This window comes from Actinomycetospora rhizophila (assembly GCF_042657905.1).
In the GTDB taxonomy this organism is placed as follows: Bacteria; Actinomycetota; Actinomycetes; order Mycobacteriales; family Pseudonocardiaceae; genus Actinomycetospora; species Actinomycetospora rhizophila.
Genome location: NZ_JBHSKG010000006.1, coordinates 13,486 through 29,906 on the forward strand (window position 1 = coordinate 13,486; position 16,421 = coordinate 29,906).

The following is a 16,421-nucleotide window of genomic DNA, read 5'->3' on the forward strand; positions in this document are numbered from 1 at the left end:
GGTTCAAGGATCTAGTTCCGCGCGCGCCGCAGGAGCCGCTCGACGCGCGGGGCCAGCAGCGCCTCCGCGGGCCCGCTGAGGAACAGCAGCAGGAGCGGCCAGTACCCGAGCTGCGGCGCCACCAGCGTCACGAGGAAGATCAGCAGGAGCACGGCGCCGGTGCCTCCCGACCCGTGCTTCAACCCCCGGTCGGCGGGGGCGCGCGAGCGCTGGACGAGGAACGTCATCACCGTCAGCAGGGCGCTGCTCGCGAACAGCGTCCCCACGTAGAACCGCAGCGTGAACGCGTCGTCGGGGAACGTCCCGACCATCTCGGTGGGGAACGGCATCACGACGATCGTGAAGAGCCAGACGGTGTTGACCCAGACGAGCAGCGGGCTCACCCGCGGCGCGTCGTCGAAGACCCGGTGGTGCGCCGCCCAGAACCGCGCGATCACCGCGAAGCTCAGCGCGAAGCTGCCGATGGGCGCGAGGTTCTCGGTGATGATCTCCAGACCGGAGCCGTGGGGCTCCTCGGCGTCCGGGACGAGCTCGGCCAGCGGGAGCACGAGCAGCGTCAGCCCGATGGCGACGACGCCGTCGCTGAAGGCGAGCAGGCGTTCGGGGCCGAGCCAGTCCCGCTGCGGCGCCGGCTCCCCCGCGGTCACAGCATCCCCGCCAGGTGCTGCGTCTCGTTCACCGATCTGACCCGCCGCGCCCCCGACCGGGAGATCAGCACCCGCGTCACCGAGGTGTGGTGGAGCGGGAACACCAGCGGCCGCGCGATGCCCAGGATCGACGTGACGTAGGTGTTGACCACCCCGGCGTGGCAGACGACCACCGCGGTGGCCCGCGGCTCCTGGCGCGCCGCGATCGCGTCGAGGGCGCCGGTCACCCGGGCCGTGAACGCCGGGCCGTCGACGTAGGACGGGAAGACGCCGGAGCGGATGGCCTGCCAGTCCTCGTCGGCGTCGTCGCGCAGGTGCACGGGGCGGTAGCTCGCCCGGCCGCGGTCGAACTCGCACAGGTCCTCGACGGTCACCGGCTCCGGGGTCCCGAGCAGCCGCACCGACGGTGCCGCGCTCTGGCGGGCGCGCCGCATCGTCGAGGTCACGATCTCGGCGACGTCCTCGCGCTCGGGCGCGCCGGCGAGCCACTTCGCGAAGCGGTCGGCCTGCTCCTCCCCCCGCGCGGACAGCGCGGGATCGGCGCCGCCCGCCTCGCCGGGCCCCGCGCTGGCGGCCAGGGGCTCCGCGTGGCGGACGAGCAGGAGCTGGGTCACGGGGCCGGGGTCACGACGCGGGGACCGAGGCCCCGTGGCCGGCCGCCCGCAGCCCGGCGCGGATCGCCTCGACGTGCCGGTCCATCGCGTCCTGGTCCGGGTCGCTCTCGGCCCGGGAGAAGTCGAACGCCTCGAGGCCCCACGCGGGGTGGACGTGGATGTGGAGGTGCGGCACCTCGAAGCCCGCGATCATCAGCGCCACGCGCGGCGGCGACCAGGTGTCGCGGATCACCGACCCGATGCCCTTCGCCACCGCCATGGCGTGCTCGAACAGGCCGTCCGGCGCGTCGAGCCACTGGTCGACCTCCTCCCGCGGCACCACCAGCACGTGGCCGGGCCCGAGGGGGTTGATCGACAGGAACCCGACCACCTGGTCGTCGGACCAGACGAAGCGTCCCGGGATCTCGCCGTTGATGATCTTGGTGAAGACCGTCGCCACGGCGGGGATCGTAGCGATCGCCGCGGCGCCCCGCGGCCCCGTCCTGCATCGATCCCGTGTCGTCGCTCCGGCCCGTATTCTCGCGGGGCGCGATCGGGCACTCCGTCCGAGTTCGTCGTTCCCCACCCCGCGGAGGAAACCCGATGCAGCCCTGGCCCGGCACGTCCTATCCCCTGGGCGCGACCTACGACGGCGCCGGGACCAACTTCGCGCTCTTCAGCGAGGTCGCCGACGCCGTCGAGCTGTGCCTGTTCGACGAGGCCGGCGAGGAGACCCGGATCCCGCTGCCCGAGCGCGACGGGTTCGTCTGGCACGGCTACCTGCCCGGCGTCGTCCCCGGCCAGCGCTACGGCTACCGCGTCGACGGGCCGCTCGACCCCGCGCAGGGCCAGCGCTGCAACCCGCACAAGCTCCTCATCGACCCGTACGCCAAGGCCCTCGACGGCACGCTGGGCACCACGTACGCGTGGGACGAGGCCCTGTTCGGCTACCACTTCGAGGACCCCGACGAGACCAACCACGACGACTCGGCGCCGTACGTGCCGAAGTCCGTGGTGGTCAACCCGTTCTTCGACTGGCACGAGGACCGCCCGCCCCGCACGCCGTACCACGACACCGTGGTCTACGAGGCGCACGTCAAGGGCCTGACCTACCTGCACCCCGAGGTCCCCGAAGAAATGCGCGGCACCTACTCCGGCGTCGCGCACCCGGCGGTCATCGCCCACCTGCAGCGTCTGGGCATCACCGCGATCGAGCTCATGCCGGTGCACCAGTTCGTGCACGACGACGCCCTCGTGCAGCGCGAGCTGCGCAACTACTGGGGCTACAACACGATCGCCTTCTTCGCCCCGCACTACGGCTACGCGAGCCGCGGCATCACCGGCCGGCCGGCGCCGGGGGCGCACGTGCAGGAGTTCAAGGCGATGGTGCGCGACCTGCACGCCGCGGGCATCGAGGTGATCCTCGACGTCGTCTACAACCACACCGCCGAGGGCAACCACCAGGGCCCGACGCTCTCGATGCGCGGCATCGACAACCAGGCGTACTACCGCCTCGTCGACGACCAGCCGCAGTACTACATGGACTACACGGGCACCGGGAACTCGCTGAACGTCCGTCAGCCGCACACCCTGCAGCTGATCATGGACTCGCTGCGGTACTGGGTCACCGAGATGCACGTCGACGGCTTCCGGTTCGACCTCGCCTCGACGCTGGCCCGCGAGTTCTACGACGTCGACCGGCTGTCCACGTTCTTCGACCTCGTCCAGCAGGACCCGGTGATCTCGCAGGTCAAGCTCATCGCCGAGCCCTGGGACGTCGGCCCCGGCGGCTACCAGGTGGGCAACTTCCCGCCCGGCTGGACCGAGTGGAACGGCAAGTACCGCGACACGGTGCGCGACTTCTGGCGCGGCACCCCCGGCACCCTGGGCGAGTTCGCCGCGCGGCTCACCGGCTCGTCGGACCTCTACCAGGACGACGGGCGGCGTCCGTACGCGTCGATCAACTTCGTCACCGCGCACGACGGCTTCACCCTCAACGACCTCGTGTCGTACAACGAGAAGCACAACGAGGCCAACGGCGAGGGCGGCCAGGACGGCGCCGACGACAACAACTCCTGGAACCACGGCGTCGAGGGCCCCACCGACGACGCGGAGATCCTCGAGCTGCGCCAGCGCCAGCGCCGCAACTTCCTCACCACGCTGTTCCTCTCGCAGGGCGTGCCGATGGTGCTGCACGGCGACGAGATGGGCCGCACCCAGTACGGCAACAACAACGGCTACTGCCAGGACTCCGAGATCTCCTGGATGGAGTGGTCGCCGGAGAAGTCCGACTCGGAGCTGATGGACTTCACCGCCAAGGTCTCCGAGCTGCGTGCCTCGCACCCGGTGTTCCGGCGCCGCCGCTTCTTCAACGGCCGGCCGATCCGGCCGGCCGCGGGTGCCCCCGACGCCGAGGTCCAGCGCGACATCGCCTGGTTCACCTCGTCGGGCGAGGAGATGACCGACCAGGACTGGGAGTCCGGCGAGGCCGCCGTGCTCACCGTGTTCCTCAACGGCGACGGCATCCTCGAGAGCGACCCGCGCGGCCAGCGGGTCGTCGACGACACCTTCCTCATGATCTTCAACGCCCACCACGAGGACGTCGAGGTCACGCTGCCCGGCGAGGGCTTCCCCCACCGGTGGGCCACGGTGCTCGACACCACCACCGGCGAGGTCGCCGTCGGCACCACCCGCACCACCCAGACGTGGAACACCCCGCCGCTGGACGACGGCCTCCCCGACCGGGTGGGCGGTGACGTCCTCACCGTCACGTCGCGCTCGATGCTCCTGCTCCAGCGCACCGACCAGACGGAGCACGCGTGACCCCTCGAGTGACCTCGACCTACCGGCTCCAGCTCTCGCCCGCGCAGCCCTTCGCCGCCGCGCGCGACCTGGTCGGCTACCTCGACGCGCTCGGGGTCGGCACGCTCTACTGCTCGCCGATCCTGCAGGCCGCGCCGGGGTCGAGCCACGGCTACGACGTCGTCGACCCCACCCACGCGAACGACGAGCTCGGCGGCGAGCAGGGCCGGCGCGAGCTGGTCGCCGCGCTGCGCGAGGCCGGGCTCGGCGTGCTCGTCGACCTGGTGCCCAACCACATGGGCGTGGCGGTCCCCGCGGCCAACCCCTCGTGGTGGTCGCTGCTGCGCGAGGGCGCCGAGTCGCCGTACGCGTCGTGGTACGACGTCGACCTCACGCGGCGCATCCTCATCCCGGTGCTCGGGTCGCCCGGGGACGTCGAGGCGCTGACGCTCTCCGACGACCGCAGCGAGCTCTCGTACTACGAGCACCGCTACCCGGTGGCGCCGGGCACCGGGGACACCGGTACGCCGCAGGAGGTGCACGACCGGCAGCACTACGAGCTGGTGCACTGGCGCCGGGGCAACGCCGAGCTGACCTACCGGCGCTTCTTCGACGTCTCCGACCTCGCCGCGGTCCGCGTCGACGACCCCGCGGTCTTCGACGCCGTCCACGCCGAGGTGCTGCGCTGGCGCGCGGCCGGCGAGCTGGACGGCCTGCGCATCGACCACCCCGACGGTCTCACCGCGCCCGGGGCCTACGTGCGGCGCCTGCGCGAGGCGCTCGGCGACGAGGCCTGGCTGCTGGTCGAGAAGATCCTCGGCCCGGACGAGGCGCTCCCCCGCTCCTGGCCCGTCGACGGCACCACGGGCTACGAGGCCCTGCGCGAGGTCGGCGGCCTGTTCGTCGACCCGCGCGGCGAGGCCCTCGTCGACGCCGTCGCCGCGCAGCACACCGGCGCGCGGGAGGGCCTGTCGGTCACCGAGCACGCCGCCCGGCGCCTGGTCACCGACGAGATCCTCGTCGCCGAGGTCCGCCGGATCGCCGCGCTCGTTCCCGGTGGCGGCGATGACCACAAGGTGCGCGACGCCGTCGCCGAGCTCCTGTGCTCGTTCCCCGTGTACCGCTCGTACCTGCCCGAGGGGCGCGAGGCGCTCGACCGCGCGGTGGACACCGCGGCCACCGCGCGCCCGGAGCTCGCCGACATCGTCCGCAGCATCCATGCGGGGATGACCGCGGAGCCCGACGGCGCGCTGGCCCGGCGGGTCGAGCAGACCAGCGGGATGGTCACCGCCAAGGGCGTGGAGGACACCACGTTCTACCGGTGGAACCGCTTCGTCGCGCTCAACGAGGTCGGCGGGGCGCCCGACCGCTTCGGGGTCTCCCCCGCCGAGTTCCACTCCCGCGCCGCCGCCCGCGAGGCCGCGTCGCCCGCGACGATGACGACGCTGTCCACCCACGACACCAAGCGCTCCGAGGACGTGCGCGCACGCCTGTCCGTGCTCAGCGAGCTCACCGCCGAGTGGGGGGTCTTCCTGCGCTCGGCGTCGGCCCGGCACCCGCTGCCGTCGCCGTCGCTGGAGCTGCTGGCCTGGCAGTCGGTGCTCGGGGCGTGGCCGATCACCGAGGAGCGCCTCGCGGGCTACCTGACGAAGGCGTCCAAGGAGGCCAAGCTCGTCACCGCGCACGTCGACGCGGTGCCCGAGGTGGACGAGGCGGTCGCGGCGTGGCCCGGGCAGGTCCTGGCCGATCCGGAGGCCGTCGCCGAGATCGAGGCGTTCGTCGCGCGGCTCGACGCCCCGGGACGCGCGAACTCGCTGGGCCAGAAGCTGCTGCAGCTCGCCGGCCCGGGCGTGCCGGACGTCTACCAGGGCACCGAGTGCTTCGAGTACTCGCTGGTCGACCCCGACAACCGGCGCCCGGTCGACTTCGACGTCCGCCGCCGGCTGCTCGAGCGCCTCGACGGCGGGTGGGCGCCGGCCTTCCACGGCGCCACCGACCCCGACGAGATCGCCGCCGCGAAGCTCGCGGTCGTCTCCGCGGCCCTGCGGCTGCGCCGGTTCCGGCCCGAGCTGTTCCGGGGCTACGCCGCCGTGCCGGCCTCGGGTGTCGCCGCGGACCACGCGCTCGCCTTCGCCCGCGGCGGCCCCGCGGGGCGCGAGCGCCTCGTCGCCGTCGCCACGCGCCTGCCGGTGGGCCTCGAGGCGGCCGGCGGGTGGCGCGACACCGTGCTGCCGCTGCCCGGGGGCGCCGACGACTGGACCGACGTGGTCACCGGACGCCCCGTCGAGAGCGGTGCGCCACAGCTCACGCAACTCCTCGACCGCTACCCGGTGGCACTGCTGGTCCGCCCTGCTTGAATTCGCCCATGGCCGACGTGACGGACAGCCGTCCCCGCTGGCACGGGGTCCTCGAACGGATCTCCCAGGCACGTCGGGGTGACGCGAGCGAGTCGCTCGCCGCCGTGTTCATGCTGGCGGCGACGGTCCTCGCGCTGGTCTGGGCGAACTCGCCGTGGGGCTCGACCTACGACGCGTTCTGGCACACCCCGCTGGCGATCTCGCTGGGCGGCTGGTCGATCGACCTCGACCTGCAGCACTGGGTCAACGACGGCCTGATGGCGCTGTTCTTCTTCGTCATCGGGCTCGAGGTCAAGCGCGAGTTCGCGATGGGCGAGCTGCGCGACCGGTCGAAGGCCGCCGTCCCGCTCACCGCGGCCGTCGCCGGGCTCGCGCTGCCCGCGGTGCTGTTCCTGCTGCTCAACCCGTCGGGGCCGGCGGCCACCGCCTGGGGCGTCGTGATCTCCACCGACACGGCGTTCCTGCTGGGCGCGCTGGCGGTGATCGGGCCGGGCCGCGCCGAGCGGCTCCGGATCTTCCTGCTCACCCTGGCCGTCGCCGACGACGTCGGCGCGCTGGCGATCATCGCGCTGGTCTACACCGACGAGCTGCGCTTCGTGCCGCTGCTCGTGGCGGTCGGCGGGCTGCTGGTGATCTGGCAGCTGCGGCGGCTGCGGGTCTGGCGCGGCGGCGGCTACCTCGTCGTCTCGCTGGTCACGTGGCTGGCGCTCTACGAGTCCGGGGTGCACGCGACGCTCGCCGGGGTGCTGATCGCGCTCCTGCTGCCGGTCTACCCGCCCAAGCGCAAGGAGGTCGAGCGCGCGGCGGCGCTCGCCCGCGCGTTCCGGCAGTCGCCCAACCCCGAGTACGCGCGCAACGCACGGCTCGGGCTGGAGCGCGCGGTGTCGGTCAACGAGCGCCTCATGCGGCTCTGGCAGCCCTACACGGCGTTCATCATCGTGCCGATCTTCGCGCTGGCCAACGCGGGCGTCCCGCTGACGGCCGAGACGCTGCGGGCCGCGATCGTCTCGCCGCTGTTCTGGGGCATCGTGCTCGGGCTCGTGGTCGGCAAGTTCGTCGGCATCACGGGCGCGACCGCCGTGCTGGCGCGCCTGCGCCCGGGCAGCCTCGCGCCGGGGCTGACGATGCCGCAGATCGCCGGCGGCGCGGCGCTCTCGGGCATCGGGTTCACGATCTCGCTGTTCATCGTCGACCTGGCGCTCGACGACGACGCCCTCGCCGACACGGCCCGCGTGGGCGTGCTCGCGGGGTCGGTGATCGCGCTGGGGCTCGGCGCCGCGGTGTTCCGGGCGGGCCGGTCGCTGCTGCCCGAGGAGCCCTCGCGCGACCTGCTGCGCCCCGTCGACGTGCGCCGCGACCACGTCCGCGGCCCGGCCGACGCGCCGCTGACGATCGTCGAGTACGGCGACTTCGAGTGCCCCTTCTGCGGCAAGGCCACCGGCAACATCCGACAGGTCCGCGAGCACTTCGGCGACGAGATGCGCTACGTGTTCCGGCACTTCCCGCTCGACGAGTATCACCCGCACGCCCGCGGCGCCGCCGAGGTCGCCGAGGCCGCCGCCGAGCAGGGCCGCTTCTGGGACGTGCACGACACGTTCTTCGCCCACGCCGACGCCCTCGAGCGCGACGACCTCATCGCCTACTGCGCCGACCTCGGGCTCGACGTCGACCGCCTCGAGGAGGACCTGCGCGACGGCGACCCCGAGAACCACGTCGAGGACGACGAGATCGACGCCCGCAGCAGCGACCTGCCCGGCACGCCGACCTTCTACCTCGGCGTCGGCGACGCGACCCCGCAACGCCACCACGGCCCGTACGACGCCAAGACCCTCATCGGCGAGCTCGAGCGGATGCGCGCGAGCACGGCGGCGACGTCCGACACCGACGTCGCCGACCCGCGGTAGGCGCTTTCCTGGTGGTGGCAGCGAACGCCCTATCGGCGTGCTCCTCTGACTCGCTGCTTCTGGGCGCGCGAAGTCCCCGTTCGCGGGGCGGCGCGGTGGGGGTCCGGGGTGCTCCTGATGATCAGGGGCACGTCATCGCCCGGACCGGCGACCACGGGGTGGACGGCACGCTCGTGATCTCCGCACCGGCCCGTGCGGCATCCCCGACGGACGGTTACTGGCTGGTATCTCTCGCCACGCGAGAGATACCAGCCAGTAACCGGAGTGCGCGGCCGGGTCAGCGCCGGCGCGGACGGGGCGGCAGGGCGACGGTCGGCGCCTCGGTACCGGCCATCGTGTCGGTCTGCGCGTCGGCGCCCGCGTCGTCGTCGGGGTCGGCGGCGTGCCGGGAGCGCCGGGGCCGGTCGGGCGCGCGGTCCCGGTCGGGCGCGCGGTCCTCGTCGGCGCGGGCCTCCGGACGCGCGACGACCCGCAGCTCGCGCACCGCCCGGCGCGGCGCCGGCGTCTCCCCGGGGTCTGCGTCGGGCTCGTCTGCGGGCACGACCGGCTGCGACCCCGTCGCGACGTCCGCGGCGCGGCGCGCCTCGGCGGGGTCGGTGCGCCCGCGGTCGGCGAGCGGGAGGGCCGGGCGGCGGCGGGTGGCGCGCCGGTAGAGCAGGGCCGCGACGACCATCCCCGTGGCGAGGAGCGGCACGAGCAGCGTCCACCACGTCCCGCCGCGGAACGACGCGTTGGCCACCGCGTGCGCGACGGCCACCGGGAAGCAGACGTAGCTGGTCCAGTGCACGACGAGCCAGGCGCGCTTGGACAGGTACGTGCGCAGGGCGGACGAGATCACGACGGCGAGCAGCAGGTCGAACGCGATCGCCCCGAGCGCGACCGGCCACGGGTTGAACGACGCCGTGAACGGGACGAGGAGGTGGTACCAGCGCAGCGGCAGGTAGGGCGTGACCAGCACCGTGACCACGTGCAGCAGCACGAACACCACGCTGATCAGCGCGAGGTTGCGGTGCAGCGCGACGAGCACGAAGCGCGGCAGCGCCTGCCCGATCACCCTGGTCAGCGAGGTGTTGTGCAGCGCGCCGAGGGCCAGCACCACGCCCATGAGCAGCAGCGCGACGAGGCCGAGCGCCCGCGAGATGTTCCAGAGCTCGATCACGGGCTCGGCTCAGCGGTACTCGGCGGTGGTGACGCGCGGGACGTCCGCGGCCGTCGACGACGCCGAGATGCCCGCGTGCAGCGCGACGACCAGCATCGCGGCCGCCACCGTGATCCAGGCGGTCAGCTCGACGATCGTGCGCTTGTTCTGCTCGTGCTGTGCGGCCTTCGCCGTGCGGCGACCGGGCACCGGCGTCTCCCTCCTCGTTCCCCGGTGCCCAGGATGGACGATCGCGCAGTGTGACCCGGGTCAGGGGTCGGCGTGATCGAGCGCTCAGGCGACCGGCACCGGCGTCCAGCTGCGCAGCACCTCGAGGCCCGTCGCCTCGGGCCGGCCCGCGACGTCCGGGCCCAGCACGCGGGCGAACGCCGGGGCGAGGTGCTCGGCGAGGAAGCGCTCCGCGTGCTCCTTCGACGTCCACAGGGTGACGACGCGGAGCTCGCCGCTCTCGGTGCGACCGAGCCAGCGACCCTCGAGCCCCTCGCCGTCGCCCGCCGCGGCGGTGATGGCGTCGAAGCCCTCGACCGACGACGTCGGCGGGATCGCGATCAGGATGTACGACATGGCGTCCTCCTCGGGGTCCTCGCGGCCGGGGTGGCCGCGGGGACGACGCTAGGGAGACGGGGAGCCTCCGCCATCCGCGGAACCACGGAACGCGTCACGGACTCCCGGCCCGCACCACCCACGCCGCCACCTGGCTGCGCGAGCCGAAACCGAGCTTGGTCAGCACGTGCTGGACGTGGCTCTCGACCGTGCGCTCGGACAGGACGAGCCGGGCGGCGATCTGCCGGTTGGTCAGGCCCTCCGCGATGAGCGCGGCGACCTCCGCCTCCCGCGGGCTGAGGTCGGGGCGCGCCGGGCGCAGCCGCTCGCGCAGCGCCGTCACGCGCCCGATCCAGGGCGTCATCCCGAGTGCGCCGACCAGCCGCTCGGCGTCGCCGACCGCGGCGACGGCGCGGTCGTGGTCGCCCGGCCCGCCGCGCGCCCGGTAGGCGGCCGCCCGGTGGTACTGCGCCTCGGCGACGAAGCCCGCGGCACCGGCCCGGTCCGCGGCGTCGACCGCCGCGTCGAGGTCCGCGACGGCCTCGTCGAGCCGCCCCAGGTCGAGCGCCCCGCGCCCGAGCGCAAGCTCGACGGGGCCGAGGAAGAACACCCCGGTGCCCGCCGCGAAGCCGCCGCGCCGCGGGGCGAGGCGCTCGAGCAGGACGGCGAGGTCGTCGTGGAGGCCGAGCTCGCCGCAGATCGCGGCCGCCGACGCCTGCACGGGCACCACGAAGAACACCGGCAGCGACCACGTGTCGACCGCGCCCGCCCGCCGGTACGACGCGGCGGCCTCGTCCGCACGCCCGGCGGCGAGGAACAGTGCCGCGCGGGCGATGTGGAACTGGGTGCGGAAGCGCGGCGGGGGCTCGAACACCTGCTCGAGGAGCCACTGCGCCTCGGGTCGCACGCCGACGTGGCGGGCCAGGGCGATGTGCAGGCCGAGGTAGGCCCCCGCGGCGGGCGCCGGCTCGACTGGGCGCATCCGCTCGAACCCCGCGTGGGCGGACGCCGCGGCGTCGTCGAACCGCCCCTGGGCCTGGGCGAGGCAGGCGGTGGCCCGGTGGAGGTGCCACGCCGGCACGGGTCCGCCGATCCGGGCGACCGCGACCTGCAGGGCGGCGAGGACGTCGGCGCCCTCGCGCAGCCGCCCGGCCTCGACCAGCGTGTCGAGTCGCCAGAGCTCGCCCCACATCGCGCTGCGGGCGCTGCCGGTCCGGCGGGCGAGCGCGATCAGCTCCGTGGCGAGGCCCGCCCGCTCGTCCCGGCCGGCCGGGCCGGGGCAGGCCTCGTGGCGCGCCCGCAGCGCCGCGGCCAGCGCCCCGTCGTCGCCGGTGCTCCGGGCCAGCGCGAGGGCTTCCGCGCTGAGCGAGGTCACGCGGTCCTGCTCGCCGTCGTAGAACGCGAGCTGGCTGCGCGCGGCGAGCAGGCGGGCCCGCAGCGGACCGGTCGCCGGGCCCGCGAGCGCCTCCTCGACCAGCGCCGTCGCGACCGCGTTCACGGCCGGGTCGGGGACCGCGTCCAGGACGAGCGCGGCGTCGGCGAGGAGGTCGGGGCGGCCGGCGGCACGGGCGGCGTCCCCGGCGCGGCGCGCGGCCTCGCACGCAGCGGCGACGTCCCCGGCCGCCTGGGCGGCCCGGCCGAGGGCGGCGCACCAGGCGCTGCGCTGCGCCTCCTCGATGCCGCCCGGGTCGATGGCGAGCGCGGCACGGTAGAGCCGGACGCCCTCCTCGGGGGCGAGCCGGTCGACGGCGTCGGCGGCGGCTCGCACGGTCCAGGCGCGCGCCCGCGCCGCCTCGCCGTGCGGTGCCAGCTCGCGCCAGTGGCGGGCGATGTCGGCGAGGGCGTGGGTGTGCCCGTCGCGCACGCCCGCCTCGAGCGCCTCCGCGACGGCCCGGTGCCGCGCGAGCCGCTCGCCGGTCGGGGCGGCCGACTCCACCCCGTCGCGGATCACCGCGTGCACGAACCGGTAGGCGCCCGGTCCCGTCTCCTCGACCAGCCCGTGCGCGCGGGCCTCGTCGAGCACCGGGACGCAGGCCGCGGGCGGGTCGCCGAGCGCCGCCGCGACCACCGCGACCGAGAAGTCGCGTCCGGCGACGGCAGCGGTCAGGACGACGCGGCGCGTGCCGGCGTCGAGCCGCGCGAGCCGGGCCGCGACGACGTCGACCACCGAGCGGGGTGTCCGCCCCGGCTCCCACGCGCCGTCCGCCCTCGCCCGCGCGATCTCGCGGACGAACAGCGGGTTGCCGCCCGTGAGGTCGAGGACGTCGCGGGCGGTCGCCGCCGGGGTGTCCTCACCGAGCTGGGCGCGGACCTCGTCGGGGCCGAGACCGCGCAGGTCGAGGCGCTCGGCGCCCGGGGCGCCGAGGAGGTCCGGCAGCACGGCCGGCAGCGCCCCGCCGGGCTCGACGTCGCGGTAGGTGGCCAGCAGCAGCACCCGGGCCCCGGTCGCGACCGTCGCGGCGTGGCGCAGGACCTGCAACGACGCCGCGTCGGCACGGTGCACGTCGTCGACGACGACCAGCAGCCCCGCTCCGTCGCCGGCCGTCTCCAGCGTGGCGGCGACGTCCTCGACGACGCGGAAGCGCTCCTCGGTCGACGCGTGCTCGCCGCGCAGCACGCCGACGTCCGCGCCGAGGCCGCGCAGCACCTGGCGCCACGGCCACAGGGGCGGCGCCTCCCCGGCCTCGGCGCAGCGGCCCCACACGGCGGTCACGCCCAGGGCGAGCGCGCGGCCGGCGACCTCGCGCGCCAGCCGGGTCTTGCCGATCCCCGGCTCCCCGGCGCAGAGCACGAGGCGCCCGGCACCGGCGCGCGCCCCGTCGAGCCAGTCCCCGAGCAGCGCGAGCTCCGTCCGCCGCCCCAGCAGCGCACCCTCGGTGCCCACCCGCCGGAGCATCCCGCGCCCGCACCGGGCGGGGAAGGGCTCAGCCCGCGTGACGCCGGATCGCCTCGGCGACGAGGGCCGGTGCGGTCTGCAGCGCGGTGTGCCCCTGCCCGGGCAGCTCGACGACGGTGGCGTCGGGCAGGACGTCGGCCACCGCGGCGGTCGACCTGCGCAGGTGCTCGGGGCTCTGCTCGCCGATCAGCAGCACCGTGCGCAGCCGGATGCCGCGCAGGACGTCGGTGTCCGCGGGCAGGCGCTCGACCTCGCGCACCTCCCGCGGCCAGGTGTGGGCGTACGACACGCGCTGCGCCCACCCCGGCGCCTGCTTCATGCCCTCCACCGCGGGGGCCGGCAGCTCGACGAGCCGGAGCAGCCCGATCTCGAAGGAGCCGGCCGGGTCGCCCGCCGCGAGCCGTTCCTCCATCGCGTCGAGCGCCGCCGTCGGGTCCGCCCGGCCGGGCAGCGGCCACGGGGGCTCGTAGACCACGAGCGAGGCCGCGGGCACCTCGCGGGCTGCGGCACCGAGCAGGCACAGCGCGCCCGACGAGTGGGCGGCCAGCACCGCCTCACCGCCGAACCACGAGCCGATCGCCGCGATGTCCTCGTACTCGCGTTCGAACGAGTAGGGCGCGGTGTCCCCCGAGTCACCACGACCCCGCCGGTCGGCGAGCCAGACCTCGAACTCGCCGTCGAGGGCCTGGCCCACCGCCGCCCAGTTGTGGCGCCCTGTCGGTCCGCCGCTGAACGTCACGAGCGGTCGCGGTCCGTCGGTGACACGCTCGACCGCGAGCACCGTCCCGTCGGGCGACGTCACGTGGTGCAGCACGACCGACCCCTCCCCCGGAACCCGCGGCCAGTGTCGCGGACGGCCGGGGCCGTGACCAGCGGGTCAGCCCAGCAGCGTCGCGTCCGCGGGCGAGAGGCGGTCGGTGATCGTGTTCTGCTGGTGCCAGTACGGGTAGAGCAGCGGCGTCGCGCTGACGTCGTCGAGGCGGGCGACCTCGTCGTCGGTGAGCGCGAGCTCGGCGGCCGCGAGGTTGTCGGCGAGCTGCTCCTCGGTACGGGCGCCGACGACCAGCGAGGTCACGCCCGGCTTGCGCAGCAGCCAGGCATTGGCCACCTGGGCCACCGAGACCCCGTGCGCGTCGGCGACCTCCGCGGCGACCTCGATGATGTCGTAGAGGCGCTCGCGGTCGTGGACCGGCGGCTCGGACCACTCGCCGAGGTGGCGCGAGGTCTCCGGGTCGTCCTGGCCGCGGCGGAACTTGCCCGAGAGCAGGCCGCCGGCGATCGGGCTCCAGACGAGGATGCCGAGGCCCTGGTCGACCGACACCGGCACCAGCTCGTTCTCGGCCTCGCGGGCCTGCAGCGTGTAGTGGATCTGCTGGGACACGAACCGCTCGTAGTGCTCGCGCTCCGAGACGCCCAGCGCCTTCATGACGTGCCAGGCCGAGTAGTTCGAGCAGCCGATGTAGCGGATCTTGCCCTTGCTGACCAGCGTGTCCAGCGCCTCGAGCGTCTCCTCCAGCGGCGTCACGCCGTCCCAGCCGTGCAGCTGGTAGAGGTCGATGTGCGAGACGTCGAGACGGCGCAGACTGTCCTCGACGCTCTTGACGATGTGCTGGCGCGAGGCCCCGCCGTCGTTCGGGCCCTCCCCCATCGGGAAGCGGCACTTGGTGGCGAGGAACAGGTCGTCGCGGTGGTTCTTGGTGGCCTGGCCGACGATCTCCTCGGACACGCCCGCCGAGTACATGTCGGCGGTGTCGACGAGGTTGACGCCGTGGTCGACGCACAGGTCGATCTGGCGGGTGGCGCCCTCGACGTCGGTGGCGCCGAGCTTCTCGAACCCGCCCTTCCCGCCGAAGGTCATCGTGCCCATGGTCATCGTCGAGACCTTCAGGCCCGACCGTCCGAGAGTGCGGTACTCCATGCCGGACGGTTGCCCGCGACCGTTGCCCCGGGAACGTGACATGAGCGAAGGGCCCCCTCGCTCGGTCTGTCCGAGCGAGGGGGCCCCTTCGGTCAGGCCGGGACGGACGGGGCGGGTCAGCGCCGCGTCAGGTCGGGGCGCACGGCGAGCAGGACACCGAGGGTGGTGTAGCCGAGCAGGAGGTGCAGGCCGCACGCCCAGGACGCCCCCGCGGGGCCGAACAGGGCCATCGACGGCAGCACGACGAGCACCCAGGTCTCGGCCACGACCGGCCAGGCGCGCAGGACGCCGCGCCACCGGCCGGCGAGGGCGACCTTGATCCCGATCACCGCCATGCCCAGCATCGACAACGGCCAGAAGACGTCGAGGACGAGCGTGGGCGTGCTGGAGGCGATCGGCTCGCCCAGGAGCAGCAGGACCGAGGCCGCGGAGGCGAGCGCGAGCAGGGTGGCCTCGACCCCCAGCATCGCCCGCGCCACGCGGGACGTGCCCGTCGCCCCGGTGCGCCACATCGTCAGCAGCAGGGCCCAGATGCCGAGCTGGAAAACGGCGCAGACGACGTGCGTCGGGTAGCCGATGTCGATCCCGGCGACGAGGGAGGTCACCGCCCAGGGCAGGGAGCAGGCGGCGAGCACCAGGCCGGCCGCGCGGATCGCTCCGCGGCTCGGCGCAGCGGTCGGGGCAGCGGTCGGGGCCGGGGCGGCCGGGGTGCGGGCGTCGATCGTGGTCATCGTGATCTCCTCGGGACAGGCGTGGCGTCAGCGGCGGGTGAGGTCGGGGCGCACGGCGAGCAGGACACCGAGGACCGCGTAGCCGACGAGGAAGTGGGCGCCGGCGACGATCGCGCCGAGGGCCGGGCCGAGGACGAGCAGGGCGGGCATCGCGACGAAGAACCACGTCTCGGCGACCACCGGCCACGCCCGCAGCGCCCCACGCCGGCGGCCGGCGACGGCGACCTTCACGCCCAGGACCGCCATGCCGAGCATCGACAGCGGCCAGAACGGGTCGAGCGCGGTGGCCAGCGGGCTCCACTCGCCGCCCATCGAGGGCAGGGTCAGCGCCGACTGCACCGTCGCGACCGCCAGGATCACCGACTCGACGACGATCATGATCCGGGCGAGCCGTGACGTGCCGGCCGCCCGGGTGCGCCACATCGCGGCGAGCAGGCAGAAGACGCCGAGCTGGAAGAACAGCCCGCAGAGGTCCGAGGCGAAGCTGCCGTCGGTGGCCGCCGCGCCACGGGTGACCCCGAGGCCGATGAACGCGGCGCCGTAGGCCGTGGCGCCGGCGGCGAGCCCGGCGCCGAGCAGACGCAGCGACCGCGTCGAGGGGGCCTCCGGCGTCCCGGCGCCGGACTCCGCGGGCCGGGCGACCGGAGCGTCGGTGCTGGGGGCGTCGGTGCGGACGCGGGCGGGCGTGGTGCGCATGGTGGTCACGGCGGGCTCCCGGAGGAAGGGGTCGGCGAGGAGTCGGTCGGTCAGGCCGGCCCGACGGCGGGTCGGGCTCGGCATCGGGTCGGCCTGCGGCACGGGGAGAACTCTCGGCTCCGGGCCGTCCCCGACGGCAGGGCCGCGGGCCCCGCCGCGGTCCCGTCGTTGTCCC

Annotated in this window: 14 protein-coding genes; 3 read left to right on the forward strand and 11 right to left on the reverse strand. The window is 74.8% G+C overall.

The genetic code is table 11. The features are described from left to right. Window positions 1-11: 11 nt before the first annotated feature. The 3 genes from ACFPK1_RS13035 to ACFPK1_RS13045 are packed head-to-tail and all read right to left on the reverse strand — an operon-like array spanning window position 12 to window position 1,700. On the reverse strand, window positions 12-647 hold the full coding sequence (locus ACFPK1_RS13035; protein WP_378021363.1) for a TMEM175 family protein: 636 nt from the start codon (window positions 645-647) through the stop codon (window positions 12-14). After that, window positions 644-1,261: a histidine phosphatase family protein gene (locus ACFPK1_RS13040; RefSeq protein WP_378021364.1), complete on the reverse strand. Its 618-nt coding sequence runs from the start codon at window positions 1,259-1,261 to the stop codon at window positions 644-646. The genes ACFPK1_RS13035 and ACFPK1_RS13040 overlap by 4 nt, the downstream gene beginning before the upstream one ends. Before the next feature lie 10 nt (window positions 1,262-1,271). Next, a complete protein-coding gene (locus ACFPK1_RS13045) occupies window positions 1,272-1,700 on the reverse strand; it encodes an HIT family protein (RefSeq protein WP_378021365.1) in 429 nt (142 codons plus the stop codon). 143 nt (window positions 1,701-1,843) lie between these two features. Between ACFPK1_RS13045 and glgX the strand changes: the two genes are divergently transcribed. Genes glgX through nhaA form a run of 3 tightly spaced genes read left to right on the forward strand, consistent with a single transcriptional unit; the run spans window position 1,844 to window position 8,303 of the window. Further along, window positions 1,844-4,063, forward strand: a complete 2,220-nt coding sequence (gene glgX, locus ACFPK1_RS13050; RefSeq protein ID WP_378021366.1) for a glycogen debranching protein GlgX — start codon at window positions 1,844-1,846, stop codon at window positions 4,061-4,063. Beyond that, the gene (treY, locus tag ACFPK1_RS13055; protein ID WP_378021367.1) at window positions 4,060-6,399 is read left to right on the forward strand and encodes a malto-oligosyltrehalose synthase; all 2,340 of its coding nucleotides are present in this window, start codon (window positions 4,060-4,062) and stop codon (window positions 6,397-6,399) included. Before glgX ends, treY begins: the two co-directional genes overlap by 4 nt. An 8-nt stretch (window positions 6,400-6,407) precedes the next feature. Then, the gene (gene nhaA / locus ACFPK1_RS13060) at window positions 6,408-8,303 is read left to right on the forward strand and encodes a Na+/H+ antiporter NhaA (RefSeq protein WP_378021368.1); all 1,896 of its coding nucleotides are present in this window, start codon (window positions 6,408-6,410) and stop codon (window positions 8,301-8,303) included. A gap of 277 nt (window positions 8,304-8,580) precedes the next feature. On the opposite strand, the gene ACFPK1_RS13065 is transcribed toward nhaA, so the two are convergent. The 8 genes from ACFPK1_RS13065 to ACFPK1_RS13100 all read right to left on the reverse strand — a co-directional run bounded on the left by ACFPK1_RS13065 (window position 8,581) and on the right by ACFPK1_RS13100 (window position 16,348). Continuing rightward, window positions 8,581-9,462, reverse strand: a complete 882-nt coding sequence (locus tag ACFPK1_RS13065) for a ferric reductase-like transmembrane domain-containing protein (protein ID WP_378021369.1) — start codon at window positions 9,460-9,462, stop codon at window positions 8,581-8,583. Window positions 9,463-9,471: 9 nt separating this feature from the next. Beyond that, complete coding sequence (locus ACFPK1_RS13070; RefSeq protein ID WP_274279185.1) at window positions 9,472-9,651, reverse strand: hypothetical protein; 180 nt, start codon at window positions 9,649-9,651, stop codon at window positions 9,472-9,474. Window positions 9,652-9,735: 84 nt separating this feature from the next. Then, window positions 9,736-10,026, reverse strand: a complete 291-nt coding sequence (locus tag ACFPK1_RS13075) for a hypothetical protein (RefSeq protein ID WP_378021370.1) — start codon at window positions 10,024-10,026, stop codon at window positions 9,736-9,738. A gap of 94 nt (window positions 10,027-10,120) precedes the next feature. Next, window positions 10,121-12,889 (reverse strand): ATP-binding protein, encoded by a 2,769-nt coding sequence (locus tag ACFPK1_RS13080; RefSeq protein WP_378021371.1) that lies wholly within the window; start codon window positions 12,887-12,889, stop codon window positions 10,121-10,123. Between the two features lie 40 nt (window positions 12,890-12,929). Beyond that, entirely contained in the window at window positions 12,930-13,715 is a 786-nt protein-coding gene (locus ACFPK1_RS13085) for an alpha/beta fold hydrolase (RefSeq protein WP_378021372.1), read from the reverse strand. A 63-nt stretch (window positions 13,716-13,778) separates the two neighbouring features. Continuing rightward, the gene (locus tag ACFPK1_RS13090; RefSeq protein ID WP_378021373.1) at window positions 13,779-14,774 is read right to left on the reverse strand and encodes an aldo/keto reductase; all 996 of its coding nucleotides are present in this window, start codon (window positions 14,772-14,774) and stop codon (window positions 13,779-13,781) included. Window positions 14,775-14,935: 161 nt separating this feature from the next. Next, complete coding sequence (locus ACFPK1_RS13095) at window positions 14,936-15,550, reverse strand: hypothetical protein (RefSeq protein ID WP_378021374.1); 615 nt, start codon at window positions 15,548-15,550, stop codon at window positions 14,936-14,938. A gap of 27 nt (window positions 15,551-15,577) precedes the next feature. Beyond that, window positions 15,578-16,348, reverse strand: a complete 771-nt coding sequence (locus ACFPK1_RS13100) for a hypothetical protein (protein ID WP_378021375.1) — start codon at window positions 16,346-16,348, stop codon at window positions 15,578-15,580. Window positions 16,349-16,421: the final 73 nt, after the last annotated feature.